This is a genomic window from Mesorhizobium sp. B2-7-1 (assembly GCF_006440735.1).
Lineage (GTDB): Bacteria > Pseudomonadota > Alphaproteobacteria > Rhizobiales > Rhizobiaceae > Mesorhizobium.
Genome location: NZ_VFUA01000010.1, coordinates 58,674 through 76,202, shown reverse-complemented (window position 1 = coordinate 76,202; position 17,529 = coordinate 58,674). Strand labels below are relative to the sequence as shown.

General features: G+C 65.5%; 18 protein-coding genes. 3 read left to right on the top strand and 15 right to left on the bottom strand.

Translation table 11 applies throughout. The features are described from left to right. Positions 1-4: 4 nt before the first annotated feature. The 3 genes from FJ471_RS06530 to FJ471_RS06520 form a co-directional block, all read right to left on the bottom strand. Positions 5-871, bottom strand: a complete 867-nt coding sequence (locus tag FJ471_RS06530) for a carbohydrate ABC transporter permease (protein ID WP_140802349.1) — start codon at positions 869-871, stop codon at positions 5-7. Positions 872-873: 2 nt separating this feature from the next. Beyond that, positions 874-1,770, bottom strand: a complete 897-nt coding sequence (locus FJ471_RS06525) for a sugar ABC transporter permease (RefSeq protein ID WP_140802384.1) — start codon at positions 1,768-1,770, stop codon at positions 874-876. 136 nt (positions 1,771-1,906) lie between these two features. Further along, on the bottom strand, positions 1,907-3,223 hold the full coding sequence (locus tag FJ471_RS06520; RefSeq protein ID WP_140802348.1) for a sugar ABC transporter substrate-binding protein: 1,317 nt from the start codon (positions 3,221-3,223) through the stop codon (positions 1,907-1,909). 167 nt (positions 3,224-3,390) lie between these two features. Between FJ471_RS06520 and FJ471_RS06515 the strand changes: the two genes are divergently transcribed. Together FJ471_RS06515 and FJ471_RS06510 are read left to right on the top strand one after the other, a co-directional pair. Then, positions 3,391-4,179 (top strand): IclR family transcriptional regulator, encoded by a 789-nt coding sequence (locus FJ471_RS06515; RefSeq protein ID WP_140802347.1) that lies wholly within the window; start codon positions 3,391-3,393, stop codon positions 4,177-4,179. Positions 4,180-4,244: 65 nt separating this feature from the next. Beyond that, a complete protein-coding gene (locus FJ471_RS06510; protein WP_140802346.1) occupies positions 4,245-5,087 on the top strand; it encodes an amidohydrolase in 843 nt (280 codons plus the stop codon). On the opposite strand, the gene FJ471_RS06505 is transcribed toward FJ471_RS06510, so the two are convergent. The 8 genes from FJ471_RS06505 to FJ471_RS06470 are packed head-to-tail and all read right to left on the bottom strand — an operon-like array spanning position 5,084 to position 12,592. After that, the gene (locus FJ471_RS06505; RefSeq protein WP_140802345.1) at positions 5,084-6,049 is read right to left on the bottom strand and encodes an ABC transporter permease; all 966 of its coding nucleotides are present in this window, start codon (positions 6,047-6,049) and stop codon (positions 5,084-5,086) included. The two genes, FJ471_RS06510 and FJ471_RS06505, sit on opposite strands and share 4 nt — an antisense overlap. A 5-nt stretch (positions 6,050-6,054) precedes the next feature. Continuing rightward, positions 6,055-6,996 (bottom strand): ABC transporter permease, encoded by a 942-nt coding sequence (locus tag FJ471_RS06500; protein ID WP_140802344.1) that lies wholly within the window; start codon positions 6,994-6,996, stop codon positions 6,055-6,057. After that, entirely contained in the window at positions 6,993-7,730 is a 738-nt protein-coding gene (locus tag FJ471_RS06495; RefSeq protein ID WP_140802343.1) for an ATP-binding cassette domain-containing protein, read from the bottom strand. Before FJ471_RS06495 ends, FJ471_RS06500 begins: the two co-directional genes overlap by 4 nt. Then, entirely contained in the window at positions 7,723-8,460 is a 738-nt protein-coding gene (locus tag FJ471_RS06490) for an ATP-binding cassette domain-containing protein (RefSeq protein WP_140802342.1), read from the bottom strand. The genes FJ471_RS06495 and FJ471_RS06490 overlap by 8 nt, the downstream gene beginning before the upstream one ends. A gap of 58 nt (positions 8,461-8,518) precedes the next feature. Beyond that, positions 8,519-9,703, bottom strand: coding sequence for a substrate-binding domain-containing protein (locus FJ471_RS06485; RefSeq protein ID WP_140802341.1), 1,185 nt, complete (start codon positions 9,701-9,703; stop codon positions 8,519-8,521). 25 nt (positions 9,704-9,728) lie between these two features. Continuing rightward, positions 9,729-10,856, bottom strand: coding sequence for an extracellular solute-binding protein (locus FJ471_RS06480; RefSeq protein WP_181179208.1), 1,128 nt, complete (start codon positions 10,854-10,856; stop codon positions 9,729-9,731). A gap of 20 nt (positions 10,857-10,876) precedes the next feature. Next, on the bottom strand, positions 10,877-12,037 hold the full coding sequence (locus FJ471_RS06475) for a CaiB/BaiF CoA-transferase family protein (RefSeq protein WP_140802339.1): 1,161 nt from the start codon (positions 12,035-12,037) through the stop codon (positions 10,877-10,879). A 3-nt stretch (positions 12,038-12,040) separates the two neighbouring features. Beyond that, on the bottom strand, positions 12,041-12,592 hold the full coding sequence (locus tag FJ471_RS06470) for a MaoC family dehydratase (RefSeq protein ID WP_140802337.1): 552 nt from the start codon (positions 12,590-12,592) through the stop codon (positions 12,041-12,043). Positions 12,593-12,898: 306 nt separating this feature from the next. Here FJ471_RS06470 and FJ471_RS06465 point away from each other — a divergent pair, with 306 nt between their 5' ends. Beyond that, positions 12,899-14,011 carry a lactonase family protein gene (locus tag FJ471_RS06465; RefSeq protein ID WP_140802334.1) on the top strand — a complete coding sequence of 371 codons (1,113 nt, stop codon included), beginning with the start codon at positions 12,899-12,901 and terminating at the stop codon, positions 14,009-14,011. A gap of 13 nt (positions 14,012-14,024) precedes the next feature. Here FJ471_RS06465 and FJ471_RS06460 read toward each other — a convergent pair whose 3' ends face one another. The 4 genes from FJ471_RS06460 to FJ471_RS06445 all read right to left on the bottom strand — a co-directional run bounded on the left by FJ471_RS06460 (position 14,025) and on the right by FJ471_RS06445 (position 17,518). After that, positions 14,025-14,381, bottom strand: a complete 357-nt coding sequence (locus FJ471_RS06460) for a hypothetical protein (protein ID WP_246684629.1) — start codon at positions 14,379-14,381, stop codon at positions 14,025-14,027. 233 nt (positions 14,382-14,614) lie between these two features. Beyond that, on the bottom strand, positions 14,615-15,727 hold the full coding sequence (locus FJ471_RS06455; protein ID WP_140802330.1) for a four-carbon acid sugar kinase family protein: 1,113 nt from the start codon (positions 15,725-15,727) through the stop codon (positions 14,615-14,617). Beyond that, a complete protein-coding gene (gene pdxA, locus FJ471_RS06450) occupies positions 15,724-16,728 on the bottom strand; it encodes a 4-hydroxythreonine-4-phosphate dehydrogenase PdxA (RefSeq protein ID WP_140802327.1) in 1,005 nt (334 codons plus the stop codon). Before pdxA ends, FJ471_RS06455 begins: the two co-directional genes overlap by 4 nt. A gap of 40 nt (positions 16,729-16,768) precedes the next feature. After that, positions 16,769-17,518: an SDR family oxidoreductase gene (locus tag FJ471_RS06445; protein WP_140802323.1), complete on the bottom strand. Its 750-nt coding sequence runs from the start codon at positions 17,516-17,518 to the stop codon at positions 16,769-16,771. Between the last annotated feature and the right edge of the window lie 11 nt (positions 17,519-17,529).

Genomic DNA, 17,529 nt, shown 5'->3' with positions numbered 1-17,529 from the left:
GAAGTCAACCTTTCACCGCGCCGGAGGTGAGACCGCCGACGAGGTGTTTCTGGACGATGTAGGTGAGGGTCAGCGCCGGGATGATCATCACCACGGCCAGCGCGCACATGCCGCGCCAGTCGATGGTGAACTCGGCCGTGTAGTCGAGCAGCCCGACGGGCAGCGTCTTGGAATTGACGGAGCGGGTAAGCTGCGAGGCCAGCGCGAACTCGTTCCAGCAGGTGAGGAAGGCGAAGATCGCGGCCGATGCGATGCCGGGTCGCGCCAGCGGGAATTCGACCTGCCAGAAGGCCTGCCAGCGGGTGCAGCCGTCGATCTGCGCGGCTTCGGCCAAGTCCTTCGGCACCTGGCGGAAGAAGCCATCGATCAGCCAGATGGTGAAGGGCACGTTGAGCGCGACATAGGCCAGGATCATGCCGATATGGGTGTCGATGATGCCCAGCCGCACATAAAGGAAGAACAAAGGCAGCGAGAGCGCGATGCCGGGCACGGTGCGCGTCAGCATCAGGCCGAGGAACATGCCCGACTTGCCGCGGAAGCGGTAGCGGGCGAAGGCGTAGCCGCCGGCCATGCCGATCGCTACCGCGATCACCGTCGACGTGACCGAGATGATCAGCGAATTGCGGAAATAGTCGAGCACCGGAATGCCGCCTTTGCCGATACCGCTGAACATGGCGATGTAGGCGTCGAAGGACAGTTCCTGCGGGATCCAGACCGGCGGCTTGGCCATGATCTCGACCGTTGGCCGCAGCGACGACAGCACGATCCAGATGCCCGGCAGGCCGATGAGGAGCATGGCAAGAAACAGGCCGACGCGATGCGCGACGGTCAGCGCGCGGCGGGTGAGGCGGGCGGAGGCGTTCTCGTCCATTGTCACCACTCCGCGCCGATCTGCGCGCGCGCCGCGGCGAGCTTGTTGTAGAAATAGACGGTGAAGGCGATCGACAGCAGGATCGAGAAATAGGCCATGGCGTTGGCGAGACCCATGCGGGCGTCGCTGTAGGCGGTGCGCCCGACCAGCGTCCACAAAAGCTCCGTGCGGCCGGCGGGGCCGCCATCGGTCATGATCTTGACGATGTCATAGGCACGCGCGACATCGAGCGAGCGGATGGTCATGGCGATGTAGGCGAAAGGCATGACGAAGGGCCAGACCACGTAGCGGAAGGTCTGCCAGGGCGTGCAGCCATCGACACGCGCCGCCTCGATCGGCTCCTTGGGCATGGCGAGCAGCCCGGCCAGGATCAGGATGGCGAAGATCGAAGTCGACGACCAGATCTCGGCGATCGAGATGGCGATGAAGGCGAGATGGCCTTCGATCAGCCACGGGATGGCATCCTGCGTGAGCCCTAGCGATTGCAGCGCATTGTTCACCAAGCCGATATTGTCGTTGAACATGAACTTGAACTGGAAGCCGACCAGAATCGGCGAGAACATCATCGGAAACATCATCAGCGTGCGCAGGATGCGCTGGCCGCGTGTCGCCTTCTCGACCAGCATCGCCAGGCCGAGGCCGAGCAGCATTTCGAGGTTGAGCGCGATGGTGAGCAACAAAACGGTACGGCCGAAGGCCCACCAGAAATCGGCATTGGACAGGATCGAGAGATAGTTCCTGAAGCCGACGAAGACGAAGAACGTCTCGGGCCGGGTCAGCCGGAACGGGGTGAAACTGGAATAGAGCGACAGGATCAACGGCAGCACCACGACCGCCGCCAGCACGATGATGGCCGGAAGCAGCAGCAGGAACGGCGCGGATGGCTTGAAGCCCTTCATCAGGATCCTGTGAGGTTTTTTCATTCAACTTCGGGCCGCCCACCGGCGACGCCCCGACCGGAAACGGAAAGTCCGAACCGGCGACATACATCACCTCCCCCATTCGCGATGGGGGAGGTGATGTTGGCAGCAATGCTTACAACTTGCCGGCGTCCTGAAGGATCTGCGTCGCCTTGGCGGCCGCCTCGTCCAGGGCCTGCTTGGTCGTCTTGTCGCCAAGGATCGCCGCCTGCAGCTCGGGGTAGACGGCGTTGGATATCTCGATCCATTCAGGCGTCTGCGGCACGGCGAAGGCGTGCTTGGCTTCCTCCTGGAAGGCAGCGAGAACCTCCTTCTTGTACGGATCGTTCTCGGCCTGCTTCAGGTCCCAGTCCCAGACCGCGGTGCGGGTCGGCAGCGGGCCGGCGGCGGCTTCGAGCTTCTGGCTGTCCTCATTGGTCAGCCACCACACCAGCGAAGCGGCGGCTTCCTTGTTGGCGCAGTTCTCGGTCACCGAGAAGCCGTGGAAGCCCGACCAGCCGGTGCGCTTGCCGGAGGATCCCTTCGGCGCGACCTTGACGCCGACATTGCCGGCGACCTTCGAGGACTTCGGATCGTTGAAGAAACCGGCCCAGCCCGGCCAGTCGAGGTTGATCGCCACGGTGCCGGAGGCAAAGCCCTGGCCAAGATCGTCCCAGAGGTAGTTGGTGGTGCCGGCCGGCACGGCCTTGGCCTTGTAGAGGTTGACGAACCAGTCGAGCGCGCGGATGCCAGCCTCGGAGTTGAAGACGGGCTTGCCGTCCTTGTCGAGATATTCGCCGCCCTCGGCGACCACCATCTCGTAGAAGCGGCCGTTGATCGCCTCTTCCTTGCCGGCGAACTGGGTGCCGTAGAAATTGGGCGGGTTGGCGAAGAACTCGGCCTGGTCGGTGACCTCTTTCCAGGTGTCCGGCGGCGCAAGGTCGTAGCCGTATTTGGCCTTGAACTTGGTCTTGTTGTCGGCGTTCTCGTAGAGGCTCTTCTGGTAGTAGAGCGCCGAGACGTCGAACTGCGCGCGCGGCAGCATCTCAAGCTTGCCATCGATGGTCGCGGCCTTGATCGTCGAGGGCACGAAAGCGTCGATCTCTTCCTTCGGCAGGAGCTTGCTGAGATCGGTGTAGAGACCGGTATATTGCGGCGCGAAGGACGAATGGTTCCAGCCGACGCACCAGTTGGTGCTGCCCGAGGCGATGTCGGACTTCAATTCCTTGTCGATGTCGAAGCCGTTCTTCTTGGTCAGGATGTTGACCTTGGCGCCGGTCGCCTTCTCCCATTCGGGAATGCGCTCGTAGAGCTTCTCATATTGCTGGCCGCCGATCAGCTTCACGTCGATCGTCACGCCCGGAAATTTGCCAGGCAGATCGGCCGAAAACGCAGCATTGCTCAGCATCAGTCCGACCAAAGCCGTCGAAGCGGCCAGAAGCAGTCTCGTCATGTTCTCCTCCCATGAGCCTGTGGCGACGGCCCCGCAGGATGCGGAACCGCGCCGATCAGGTTTCATTCATATGCAAATAGCATTTTCATTCCCGGGTCAAGGCGATTATGCTTTCAGCCGAATGAAGTTCATGCATATATGCAGATCGAAATTCACTGGAGGGGCAGATGGCAGAGGAAGAAGATGGGGACCGCTACCGCGCGCCGGCGCTCGACAAGGGCCTCGACATTCTCGAGCTCTTGTCCAGCGTCGATGGCGGGCTGACGCAGGCGGAGATCGCCAAGCGGCTCGACCGCAGCCCGAACGAGTTCTACCGGATGCTCGACCGGCTGGTGCGGCGCGGCTATGTCACCAAGATCGACGGCGACCGCTATTCGCTGACGCTCAAGCTGTTCGGGCTGGCGCAATTGCACGCGCCGGTGCGGCGGCTGGTGTCCTACGCGACGCCGATCATGCGGGAACTGGCCGAAACCTCATGGCAGGCGAACCAATTGGTGGTGTTCGACCGCGGCGCCGCCGTGGTCATCGCGCAGCAGGAAGCGCCGCGCTACTGGGGCATCTCGATCCGCGTCGGCTCGCATATCAGCCTGTTCGACACCGGTTCCGGCCATGTGCTGCTCGCCTTCCGCTCGCTGGAAGAGCGCAAGATGATGATCGCCGAGCATCTGCAGAGCACCGAACAGTTCAACCTGACGCCGGAGTTCTTCGCCCGGCTCGACCAGGTGCGGGATCGCGGTTACGAGATGATGGCGTCGCTGCAGACCGCCGGCGTCTACAATCTCTCGACGCCGGTGCTAGGCCCGGACGGCAGGGCCATCGCGGCGCTGACCATCCCCTATATCACGCTCGTCAACGCGCCCACGGCGCCGGACATCACGCTGACGATCAGGCATCTGCAAGGCGCCGCCTCCAGACTGTCGCAGCTTGCCGGATCCGATGTTCCGCAATCGCAGTAATTTCTTATTTGAATAATGGATTTTTAGGCGGGATATTGTCTGGCACAACGGGAGGAGACGCTGCCATGATCATCGACACGCACCTGCATCTCATCGACCAGAGCGCGCTTCGCTATCCGTGGCTGGCCGGCGCGCCGGCGCTGAACCGCGATTTCTCCTATGAGGAATATGCCGCCGACGCCCGGCGCTCAGGCATCGAAGCGGTGCTGCATATGGAAGTCGATGTCGACCCCGCCGACATCGCCACCGAGACCGCCTATGTGAAGTCGGTCGCCGGCCGGGCTGGAAGCCTCCTCAAGGGCGCGATCGCTTCCTGCCGGCCGGAGGAGGCCGGTTTCGAGGCCTATCTGGAGACGGTCAAGGCCGACCCGTTCGTCAAGGGTTTCCGCCGCGTGCTGCATGTCGTGCCCGAGGATCTGTCGGAAGGGGCGTTGTTTCGCCAGAACATCAAGCGGCTGGCCGGCACCGGCCTGACCTTCGACCTGGTGGTGCTGCCGCACCAGATCCCGAAGGCGATGGCGCTTGCCGACCTTGCGCCCGACGTCCAGTTCGTCCTCGACCATTGCGGCGTGCCCGACATCAACGGCAATGCCGAGCATCCGTGGCGCGAGCATATGGAAGCCATCGCCAGGCGGCCCAACGTCACGGCCAAGATCTCCGGTGTCGTCGCCTATGCCGATCCGGCGACCTGGACGGTCGAGACGCTCAAGCCCTATGTCGAGCACACGATAAGCTCGTTCGGCTGGGACCGGGTGATCTGGGGCAGCGACTGGCCGGTCTGCACGCTGGGCGGCGGGCTGACGACCTGGATTGCCGCCACGCATGCGCTGCTGGCCGGCGCGAGCGAGTCGGAGCGGGCGCGCCTGCTTTCGGGCAATGCGCGCCGGCTATGGCGGTTAGGTGGTTAAATCGTCGTGCGGACGTGGCGCTCGCGACCGTAGAGCGACACCAGCAGCAGGATGACAAGGCCGAGCGCGGCCTGCACCGTCGACGGCCGGAAGCCTAGCCCGATCAGCAGCGTGTTGATTTCGGTCAGCACCAGAACGCCGGCGATGGTGCCGAGATAGCTGCCGCGGCCGCCGACGAGTGCTGCGCCGCCGACCACGACGGCAGCGATCGTCTGGAAGAGATAGGGCTGGCCGACATCGCCATAGGCCGAGCCGGTGAAGCCGAGCAAAAGCACGCCGGCGACCGCCGCGAAGAAGGCGCTCGCCGCATAGGTGACGATCCACATGCGCAGCGGATCGATCAGCGCCAGAGGTGCTGCCTCCGGGTTGCTGCCGACCGCATAGAGGCGGCGCCCGTAGGGCGTGCGGGCCAGCACCAGCACGATCAGCGCCGTCAGTACCACGAGGCATGGCACCAACAACGGCACGGGCAAAGGACCGACCGATCCGCCGATCGAGACGAAGCTGGACACGACCTGCGGCGCCGAGCCGGAAGGGAAACCCCCGGTCCACAACAGCACGGCGCCCTGGACGACCATGCCGATGCCGAGCGTGACGATCAGCGGATGGATATTGAGCCCGCGCGAGATCAGCCCGTTGAGCGCGCCGATCGCGATGGCAAGGATGCCGACGAGAACGCAGACAAGTGTGAAGTTCCAGCCCTGGCCGTAAAGCTGCGCCGCCACGACATTGGCGAAGCCGATGACGAAGGGGATGGAAAGATCGATGCCGCCGAGGATGACGACCAGCGTCTGGCCGATCGAGGCGACCGCCAGCAGCGAGGCGATGACCAGCAGCGCGCGGATGGCAAAGGGTGCCGAATAGCCCGGGATGAGCAGCGTGCCGACGATCTGCAACAGCAACGCCATCGCGAAGGCGCCGGCGATGCGGGCATTGGTGGACTGGAACCAGTTGCTTGTCATCCCGGTCAGCCTTTCCGCCTCGACAGCCGTTCCTGCACCGCCGTCAGCACCACGGCGATAACGAGGATCAGGCCATAGGCGATCTGCAGCACGTAGGTCGAGACGTTGAAGGTGGTGAGCAGGCTCTGCAGCAGGAAGATATCGATGGCGCCGATCGCGGCACCGCCTAGCCCGCCGCGCCCGCCGGCAAGGCTGACGCCACCGAGCGCCACGGCTGCAATCGCAATCAGCGTGTAGGTCGGGCCGATATTAGGGTCGGCCGAGCCGATCAGCGAGGTGAGCATCAGCCCGGCGCCGGCGGCGAAGATCCCGGTCAGGACATAGGCAATCAGCCGCACCTTGGTCACCGGCACGCCAGCCGTGTAGGCGGCGCGGTCGTCGCTGCCGACGGCCATCAGCAGGTCGTAATAGGGTGTGCGGCGTATGAGCAGCCAGCAGAGGCCGATCAGCGCCAGCGGCACGATCGAGAGCGGCCCCGCCATGGCCTTCAGCCAGTCCGGCGCCGGACCGATCGGGGCCGGCAGGATGGTGAGCGTGACGCCGGTGAGGATCAGATAGGTGCCGAGCGTCGCCACGATCGGCTGGATGCGAACGATCGTGGCAAGCACGCCGTTGGCGGCGCCGACCGCCGCACCGACCAGCAGTGCGGCCGGAACGATGACCAGCGGCGACGAGATGCCAAGATTGAGGAACAGCAGTTGGATGACCAGGGCGTTGACGAAGCCCATCAGCGGACCGACGGAGATGTCGATGCCGCCGCGTCCCGCCAGGATGACCGGCGCCGAGGCGACGGCCGCGCCGATCAGGGGTGCGGCCAGCCCGAGCAGCGTGCCCCAGGACGAGGGCTGAAAGCGCGCCGGATTGAGCGCGACGTTGAGCACGAGCAGGACGACCAGCATCACCACGGCAAAGCCGACGCCGCGCAATTTGCGAAGGACCGGGCTCATGCGGCGCGTCCGAACATGGCCGCGATCACCGTGTCGGTGGTCATCTGCGCGCCCGAGAACTCAGCCGACACGCGCTGCTCGCGGAACACCAGCACCCGGTGGCAGAGAAGCAGTATCTCCTCGATCTCGCTGGACAGGATCACCAGGGCCATGCCCTCGGCGGCGAGGTCGCGGAAGACGTCGTAGAGCACGTGCCGGGTCGCGACGTCGACACCGCGCGTCGGATCGTTGAGCAGGAGAAAATTCGGCTCCAGCGCAAGGGCCCGCGCGAGCAGCACCTTCTGCTGATTGCCGCCGGACAATGTCGTTATGGCCGCGTCGGGACGCGGCGCGACGATACTGAGCCTTTGCCGGTAAGCCTCGTAGCGACGACGCCGCGCAGCGAAGCTCAAGAGGCCAAAACGGCGGTCATTCGACACGGTGGAGATGGCGAAATTGTCGAGCACCGACTGCGTCGGGAAAATGCCTGTCGAGCGACGGTCGCGCGGCAGATAGGCGATGCCGCCGGCGACGGCCTTGCGGAAGCTGGTGATCGATCCTGCCTTGCCGTCGACGGCGATCTCGCCCGCGACCGGCCGCTCCAGCCCGGCCAGAGCGCGCAGGAAGCGTTCCTGGCCATGACCGTCGAGGCCGGCAAGACCGACGATCTCGCCTGGCGCGATGGCCTGGCTGATCGGATCGACGCCGGGCGCGATGACAAGCTCACGCACACGAAGGGCCTTTGCCTCAGCCATGCGCCAGCTCCGCTGCCGTCTGCGGCGCCATCGCCGCCAGAAGCTCGACCGGGGTCGATACGCCGCGCTCTTCTGTCTTAACGACGCGGCCGGCGCGCAGGATCGATATGCGGTCGGACAAAGCCATCACCTCGTCCATGCGGTGCGTGATGAACAGGATCAGCGTGCCCGACCCGGCCATGGCGCGCATCAGCGCGAACACCGACTCGCGGTCGGCGAAATCGAGCGCCGCCGTCACCTCGTCGAGGATCAGGACACGCGGGTTGCGGATGACGGCGCGGGCGAGCACGACAAGCTGCCTTGCGGCAAGCGGCAGCTCGCCGCATGGCCGGTCGAGATCGATCGGCGTCACCGCGAAGCGGCCGAGCGCCGCCTGCGCCCGGGCCTGTCGCTCGCCGCGCGGGACGCCTCGGCGCCAAAGCCCGTCGAGGCCAAGCAGGATGTTGTCGGCCACCGAGCGGTCGGGCGCGACCAGCACCTCCTGGAAAACCGTGGCGAAGCCGGCGGCCTGAAAGGCGGCGGGCTGCGCGCCGGGGAACGCCTTGCCGTCGAGCAGGATTGCGCCGCCATCCGGCTGCACGATGCCGGACAACAGCTTCACCAGCGTGCTCTTGCCCGAGCCGTTCTCGCCCAGGATCGTATGGATCGTGCCAGGACGGAAGGCGATTGATCCCTCGGCCAGCGCGACGGTTTCGCCATAGCGTTTGGAGACGCCTTGGACTTCGAGCATGTGTCTTTCCAAAAAGAGAGAAGCCGGCGCTCTCAAGGAGAGCCGGCTTCACGTGACATCACTTGGCGCAGGCGTCCGGCACCTTGGAATAATCCCAGCCCTTGGTCGGCGCGGGATTGGCGAAATAGGCGTCGAGCACGTCCTCGGGCATCGGGTCCGTCGGCGGCACCGGGAAGACCGAAACGGCATCCGGCGTCATGCAGTCCTTATACCATTTGTCGAGCTCGGCGGCATGCACCGGCGGGATCGGGATCAGCAGCGTGTTGAGCTTCGGCTTCTGGCCGTCGAGCATGCGCTCGCCGACGCGAAACAGCGTCTGCGCCGTCCAGCCGGGCAGCACGGCATGGCCCTCGAAGCGGTACTTGTCGGGATTGGCTTTCCAGTAGCCGAGCGCATCGCCGGTGATCGAGCCGGTGATCAGCGGCGCCGGCCGACCGGCTTCGGCGAAGGCCTCGGCGACGACGCGGCTTTCGCTGCCGGTGGTCCACACCGCGTCGATCGGCGCCGGATTGGTGGCGATGGCCTGCAGCACCACCGTCTTGGTGACGTTGGCCGTCCAGTTGCCGTTGACCGTGCGCGCGACCTTGAGGCCCTTGTTCTCGGCCAGCGCCTTGTCGGCTCCCTGCTTCTCCTGGACCACGATCGGATGGCCGGCGATGCCTTCGACCACCAGCACGCTGGCGTCGGGCTTGGCCTTGCCGATCGCAGTCATCATGTCATAGCCCCAGCGGGCATAGTTGGAATCGACATTGATGGCGTTGGGGCTGGTGATCGAGCCGGCCGCCGTGATGAAGGGAATGCCCGCCTTGGCCGCTGCATCCACGGCGTCGTCGAGCGCCGTCGCCGAGCCTGGGATCGAGGTGATGATCGAGCACTTCTTGTCGATGAAGGCGCGGATCTGGTTGATCTGCTGACTCGGGTCGTTGTTCGAATCCGAGACCTCGAAGCTCGACACCGTGCCGTCTGCGATGAGCCCGTCGACCAGCCGCTTCAGCTCCTTGGTGACCGACACGCGCCACGGATTGCCCTGGTAGCTCTCCGAGTGGCACCACTTCCACGGCTTGGGCGGCGGCGTGAAATTGTCCCAGGCCGAGGGCAGAACTTTCTGCGGGGCGCCGTCATACTGCGCCTTGAGATCGGCGGGCAGGCCGTCAATCACCGACTTCACGTCGGCGGCATGGGCCGCGAGCGGGATCGAGACTATGGCAGTTGCGGCGAGCATGCCGCGTATCAGGCTGGTCATTTTTTCCTCCCTTGGTGCACTGGAACTAACCGGCGATGGCCGGCGCGAAACTCTCCCGGAACAGGCGATTGATGTCGGCGACGACGCGGCGGGCGCCCTGCCGGCCGGCAAGACCTTCATTGATGCGGTCCGAGGCCCGCTGCTGGAACGCCATGTAGCCGTCATGGCGCGGGCGGACCCAGGCGCCTTCCAGCGTCGCGCGCGTGTCGCGATAGAAGTCGCCGGTCGCGGCGTTGACGGCATCGTCCTCCCAGGCCGCGGCATGGCCGGGTTGGCCGCCGGCAGTGGCGTAGGACCCGCGCTGCACGTCGCCGCTGGCGATCCAATAGGCGAAGTCGACCGCCGCCTCGCGCGCGGCGGAAAAGGCGGAGACGGCGATGCCGGTTCCGCCGAGCGCCGAGCCGACCGGGCCATTGCCGCCGGCGACCGGCATGTCGGCAAAGGCGAGGCGATGCGGCCGGAAACCCGCTACCGCGTAAGGAACATAACCGTAGATCAGCGGCGCGCAGGCGATGCGCGAACCGGGCTCGGCCATTTTTTCGAAGACGGCGATCGGGTCCATCGTCAGGCATGCGGGATCGACGAGCGCCGCGATCTCGCGCAGCATCTCGAAGGCGGTTTCGCCGGTCTCGCCGTCGGCAAGGTCGGCCGAGCCGTCGACCGTGCAGGGCCGGCCGAGATCGGCCGCCAAAGTGTAGAAGCACATCAGCGAATGCGGGGGCCGGAGCGGCAGGAGCACGCGCCCCTGCTCGGCGAGCGCCAGCACTTCCGTCCAGATCGCCGGCGCGGTCCCGATCAGGTCGGGCCGCCAGGCCTGCACCTGGGTCGCGGCATCGATCGGGAAAGCCCATTGCCGGCCCTGCCAGGTGTAGCTCGGATAGGATCGGCCGACGCTTCCCCTGGCCAGCGCCTCGCGTTCCGCTTCGCGTCCCGGCACATCGAGCGGCGCCAGGCATTTCTCGGCGGTGATCTGACCGACATGTGGATGGTCGATGACGATCAGATCATAGGCGCGGGCGAGTTCTTCCACCGGGAAGGACTCGAAGTCCTGCAGCGAGCGCTTTTCCCATTCGATCGAGACGCCGGTCTTTTGCTGCCAAAGCGCCGAGCACGCCACCATCGGGTCGTGGCCGCGCGGATGGCTCCAGGTCATGCCCTTCAACGAAACGCCGCTCACAGGCCGAACTCCGCGCGGATCTTTTCGCTGTGCTCGCCGATGCGCGGGGCGGCGCGGTCGACCTTGGCGCGCGCGCCGTCGACGCGCAGCGGCGTGCGGGTGGTGAGGATCGAGACATTGTCCTCGCGCGTCACGGTCTGCAGCATGTCGAGCGTCTTGAAGCCGTCGCTTTGCATCAGTTCCGGCCAGGTCAGCACCTTGGCGCACCAGACATCTGCTGGCTCGAGTATGGCCAGCCATTCGTCGATGGTCTTTTCGGCGATGCGCCTGGCGATGATCGCCTTGATCTCGTCGCGGGCGGTGAACCAGGTCGCGGGCTTGTCGCGGAACGGATCGAGCCCGGGCAATTCGAGCAGATCGGCAATCTTCGGGATCGGCGTCATGGCGATCGCCAAGTAGCCGTCCTTGGCCGGATAGACGCCGTAAGGCGCCGAGAGATAGGCATGCGCGCTGCGGAAGGACGAACGCTTCGGCAGGCGGCGGCCGTCGTTGAGATGCGTGGTCAGCACCTCGAACTGGAAATCGATCAGCGCCTCGAGCAGGCTGGTCTCGACGTGACCGCCCTCGCCGGTGATGCCGCGCCGCACCAGCTTGGCGAGGATGCCTTGGGCGCAGGCCGCGCCCGCCAGCATGTCGGCGATGGCCAGGCCGAACGGCACCGGCCCCTGCTCCTCGTCGCCGTTCAGCCACATCACGCCCGAACGAGCCTGGGCGAGCAGGTCCTGCCCCGGGCGCTTCACCCAGGGACCGTCCTCGCCATAGCCGCTGATCGAGGCGTAGACGAGCCGGGGGTTGATCGTCCTCACATGCTCATAGTCGAGGCCGAGCCGCTCGATGACGCCCGGCCTGAAATTCTGGATGAGCACATCGGCCTTGGCGATCAGCGCGCGCAGCATGGCGAGATCGGCCTCGTTCTTGAGGTCGACGGCCAGGCTCTCCTTGCCGCGGTTGATGGCGTGGAAAATGGTGGAATCGCCGCCGATCTCGGTGTCGCTGAGATAAAGCCGGCGCGACAGGTCGCCGCCGTCGGGCCGCTCGATCTTGATGACGCGCGCACCGAGGTCGAGCAGGCGCAGCGAGCAGTAAGGTCCCGACAGGAACTGGCTCATGTCGACGACGACGAGGCCGGTCAGCGGAAGTTCGGTGTCAGCGGCCACGGTTCACTTCTCTGTCTTGCCGACGAAATCGGCCGGGTTCTTGTATTTCACCGTCTGCAGATGCTCGCAGTAGAGCACCAGCTCTCCTTCACCCTTGAAGACTTCGTAGCTGGCGCGGATCAGGCCCATGTCCTGGTAGCGCGGCTTTTTGTCGAGGTTGGTGCGGATCGAATAGATGGTGTCGCCGATGAAGACCGGCTTGATGAAGCGCAGCTTATCGTAGCCGTAGGAAAAGGCGTTGATGCAGTTGGTGGCGACGAGGCCGAGCCCGGCCGAGAAGACGAAGGCGCCGGCCACCAGCCGCCGACCGAAGATGCCTTCCTTCCCGGCGAACATCTGGTCCTGCACGTAGGGATGGATATCCAGCACCAGCGTATTGAACATATGGCTTTCGCCCTCGGCGATGGTGCGGCGGAGCGAGCGGATTTTGTGGCCGGGCTGCCAGTCCTCGTAGAGCCAGTTTTCCGAATTCCAGACCGGGATTTCGGCATGCGCCTCAGGCATGTCGGCCGGATGCGTCGAGGCGACACCGACGGTCGGCGAGAATGCGCTCATGATCCTCTCCGGGAGCTTCCGGCGCGGCCTGCAGATCGGTTCCGGGCACGATGCCGAATGGCGAGATGCATGATCGCTCTCCTCCTGTGAGTTTTCTTTTGTGAATATTATTTTCACATATGGGATTGCCTTGCAAGCGATGATCGGCGAAATTTTTGGAGAGCCGGCGCGGGCGGACGAGCCCCCGGCCGTGAGCAGGAAGTCGCGGGCAAGCCCACGAATGCCTGCTCAGGGATTGTTGTTTTTCGCAGGGTTCTCTTCGCAAAACCGTGGGACACTTTGCGGAACCTGCTAGGAGGAAGATCGATGCAAAGCGCCTGTCTTGTCTTTGTCGGCAGCCTCAACCGCGAGGCGCCCTATTTCCAGGGCGCGCGCGGCATCGGCCTCGGCGTCTATGCCTTCGACGAGGCGACGCTTGCCGTGCAGAAACTCGCCGAGACCAACGATGTCGACAATCCGACCTTCCTGTCGGTGACGCCGGATGGCTCCCGCATCTATGCCAATTCGGAAGTCTTTGCCTGGCGCGAGGGAACGGTCTCGGCCTATCGCTTCGAGCGCGCCACCAACTCACTCGCCTATATCAACAAGCAGCCGTCGCTTGGCAGCATCACGGCGCACAACACGATCACGCGCGACGGCAGCAAGCTTCTGGTGGCGAATTACGGCATGGGCAGCGGCGGCCCCGACAAGGCGGTCGCCGTGTTCGGCTTTGCGGCCGACGGTGGCCTGACCGCGCCGCTGGCGAGCGTGGCGCATTCCGGCACCGGCCCCAATGCCGAGCGGCAGGAGCGGCCGCATGCCCACAGCGTCACCGAAACCATCCAGGGCGGCGTCGCCATCGTCGCCGATCTCGGCATCGACCAGTTGGTTTCCTACCGGGTCGAGCCGGACGGCGCGCTGGTGAAGCTCGCTTCCTCGGCGCTTGCGCCCGGCGCCGGGCCGCGTCATGTGGCGCTGCACCCGAACGGCCGCTTCGTCTTCGTCATGAACGAGCTGGGCTCGACGGTCGTCTCCTTGGCTCTCGACCCATCCTCGGGGCGGCTCGAGACAATCGACACCAAGCCGGCGGTTCCCGGAGAGGCTCGCGCGCATAATCACTGCGCCGACATCCAGATCTCGCCCGATGGGCGCTTCCTCTACGGTTCCAACAGAGGCCATGACAGCGTCGTCATCTTCGCCGTCGACCAGCAATCGGGGAAACTGGAGCTCGTCGACTTCGCGCCTTGCGGTGGCGCGACACCGCGCAACCTCGCGCTGACGCCGTCGGGCAAGCATCTGTTTTCGGCCAACCAGAACGCCGACCGCATCTCGATCTTCGCCCGCGACGAGCAGAGCGGCCGGCTGACCGACACCGGCCACGCCATCGAGATCGGAACGCCGATGTGCGTGCGGATCACGCGGGACCCGCTTCAATCTTAGCGACGGGCTTTTCTCACTGGCCGACCCGGGCGAACGAGCCGGCATAGGTCTGGCCGGCAAGCGCATAGGTAACGCTGAGCGTTCCCGGCGACGGCATCGTGGCGGTGATATCCGCGCCGTTCGGCAGGCGTCCGAGCTTCAACGTGTTGCCGGAAATCCTGCCAGAGCCATCGGCGACGCCCGGCTTATTGTCGGCCAGGTCGCCCCATGCATAGCTGGCCGTCACCTGCCCGCCCGAGGACACGGTCAGGACCGCCAGCTTGCCGTCATACATGCCGTTGAGCTGCCCTGCCCATATGCCGGAGAATGCGGCATATTTGGCCGGAACGCCCTTGCCGGGCGGAACGACCGTCACCGTCTGGTCCAGCATAGCCGAATTCGACGAGGCCGGAGCGGGAGCAGCGGCTGGAGCGGGTTGCGGGTCGGCAACAGGCCGTGTGTCTGGGGTCGATTGGCAGGCAACGAGCGCGAATGCCGAAAACCCAAGCATCGCGAGGAGACTGTTTGATCGCGCACCCAGTCCGGATCGAACCCGTCTCCGCACCTGATTCCCATCCAGAATCGGAATATTCATAAGCATCCCTCTGACAGGAAGCCCTTAGCCTAGTTGCCGCCACCGGCATAGGGCTTTCCTCGGGCGCTTTCCTTTGCACCCGGCGCGAACAATCGAACGAGCAAGTTGTCGTCGCCAAACCCGCCGGATTTCGAGACGATCGCCGTTCCGTCCCACGTGCCCGCGACCATCCGGCTCATCGCAACGCCCGGCTCGTACAGTCCCTCGCAAAGAAGATGGGAGGCGGCGCAAATGCGGAGCAGCAACCGCAAGGTCCATCCGCCCGTCACCAGCACGGCTCGCGGACGCGGCGCGGTGGCCACGAGCCGCGCGAGCGAACGCTCGATCATGGCGCGCGCTTCAGGAACCGAGACCGCATTCGAGGGAGAAACCAGCATGACTGGCGGCTCGGGCTGCATAGTGCTGCCGTCCATCATGAGCGACCGCAACCCCGGAACAGCCGCGATCTGACGCAGGGTCACCGGATGGTTCGTTCCGCAAATCGCCAGATCGAGCGTCGGCGGCGACAGGCTGGCAGATGCGCGCCCGGCAAGCACCGATGCCAGCCCTCCGGCGCCGATATAGAGATCGTCGTCGCCTTCCCCGAACGCCGCGACGGCATCCGCAAGCTCCGCGTCGCTGGAAGCGTCGGCGACGACAAATCCGCCCGGCACAGCATCTTTGCCCAGCATCGCCGCCGGGATGCCATGGCTTGACAGTGCATCGACCAAGGCCGGCCCGACCTGCACCTTGCCGTCCTGCGAGATCACAAGCTGCCGCCCGTCGACCGTCACCCTGCCCATCGCCGGAAAAGCAGGGGCAAAAAGCGCCCGCCGGAACCGCCCGGCGCGAAAGACGGCGACTGCCTCCGCGATCGGGTGGCCGCGCATGACGCTGTCGATCTTCTTGAATGAGAGCACGCCCCGCTCGCGGCCGGCAAAAATCTCGGCGACGCGCCCGCAAGCCGTTGTCTCGTCGAGATCACGCGTGTCGAGGTCGATCGCATTGCCGCCGGAAATGGCGGGCGGCCGATCGAGCCAGATTTGGATCGGGTTTTCGGGCGTGGCGAAATAGCCGGCCGTGTCGAGCGCGCCGGTAATGTCGTCGGCGACGATCAGCACATCCTGCTTGCTAGCGCCGCGCCCGGTCGGGCCAAGCTTCACGCAGCCTTCTCCGCGGTGAGCGACAAGGCGTAGTCGATCGCCTCGATGAGGCTGCTTTCCCGGGCGATGCCGCGGCCGGCTATGTCGAAGGCGGTGCCGTGATCTACGGAGGTTCGCACGATCGGCAGGCCGAGCGTGATGTTGACCCCGCTCAGGCCAAGCCATTCGCCGGTCCGCGGGTCGATCTGGAAGCCGAGCAGCTTCACCGGGATATGGCCCTGGTCGTGATACATGGCCACGACCGCGTCATAGGCGCCGCCGCGCATCTTGACGAAGACGGTGTCGCCCGGGACGGGACCATGGATATCGTGGCCCTGTGCCCTGTAATCAGCGACGATCGGCTCCGTCACGCGGATGTCGTGGGTGCCGAAAATGCCGCCTTCGCCGGCATGCGGATTGAGCGCTGCGATCGCGACGCGGGGGGCGGCGATCCCCAGATGCCTCAAGGCTTCGATCGTCAGGTCGAGAACCCGGCGCATGCGTGGCTCCGTCGCCCGCTTCGGCACATCCTCCAGGGCAATGTGCGTCGTGACATGGCTGACGCGGAAGGCTCCGTGCGCGAGCATCATCGCGCTGTCGCGCGCCCCGGTCAGCGCCGCCAGCAGTTCGGTGTGACCGGGGAATCGATGACCCGCCAGGTGCAGCGATTCCTTATTGAGCGGCGCGGTGACGATCGCCGACGCCTCGCCCGCCATCGTGCGGCGCACGCCCTCGGCCACGGCCTCGTAGGCCTGCCTGCCGCCTTCCGCGGAGACCTGGCCGATTGCGACAGCGGAACCCTCGATCGGCCAGATGCCGAGCGGCTCGTCAGCTTGCGCGACGGCGGGCAACGGCAGACCGAGCGACCGCGCCGCCTCGCCCAGCACCGACAGCGACCCGACTATGCGCAGCCGAAACGCGCCGGTTTCGAGTTGCGGCGCGAAATGCCGGCCGGCCTTGAGCGCGATCTCTGGCCCGACGCCCGCCGGATCGCCGACGGTGATGGCAATGGTTGCGGTCATTCAGCTCTCTCCAGGGGCCGTGCGGGCGTTGAAGACACAATCACGCCAAAGGCCGCCCGCCGTCGACCGGAATGACAACACCCGTCGCGAAGCGAAGCTGCGCCGCGGCCGCCAGGACCGCCTCGGCGACATCGTCGGGCGTGCCCAATCGCCCGAGCGGCGTCCGGCTCGCCTGTTCATCGCGCCAGGATTCGTCGCGGCCTTTGATGAAATCGGTGTCGACGACGCCGGGCGAGACCGACACGACCCTGATTTTCGGCGCGAGCGCGCGCGCCAGCGACTTGGTCAGGTTGTCGACCGCGGCCTTGGACGCGCAATAGGCGATGTTGCTGCCCATGGCGGTTACGCCCGCGATCGACGAGATGTTGACGACGACGCCGTCGCCAGTGCGGTCGAGCAACGGTCGCATCGCCCTTGTCGTGGCGATGACGCCACGCACGTTGACGCTGAGGATGCGGTCGATCAACGCATCGTCCAGGCTGTCGAGGTCCGGATGCGGGACGAAGCGGGTTATACCGGCGCAATTGACCAGGATATCCAGCCGCCCGAACCTCTTGTCGATCTGGCCGGCCAGCCGCGCCAGGCAATCGCTGTCGGTGACGGCCGCCTCGGCGACCATGTGATCGCCGGGCGCCAGCGTCGAGACCAGCGCTTCGGCCGTCTGCCGCGAGCTGTTGTAGCCTATGACGACCGAGGCCCCTTCCTGCGCCAGCCTGGATACGATCCGCGCCCCGATACCGCCGGTCCCTCCGGTCACCAGGGCGACCTTGTCTTGCAGCATTGCCGCCATGGCCGTCTCCG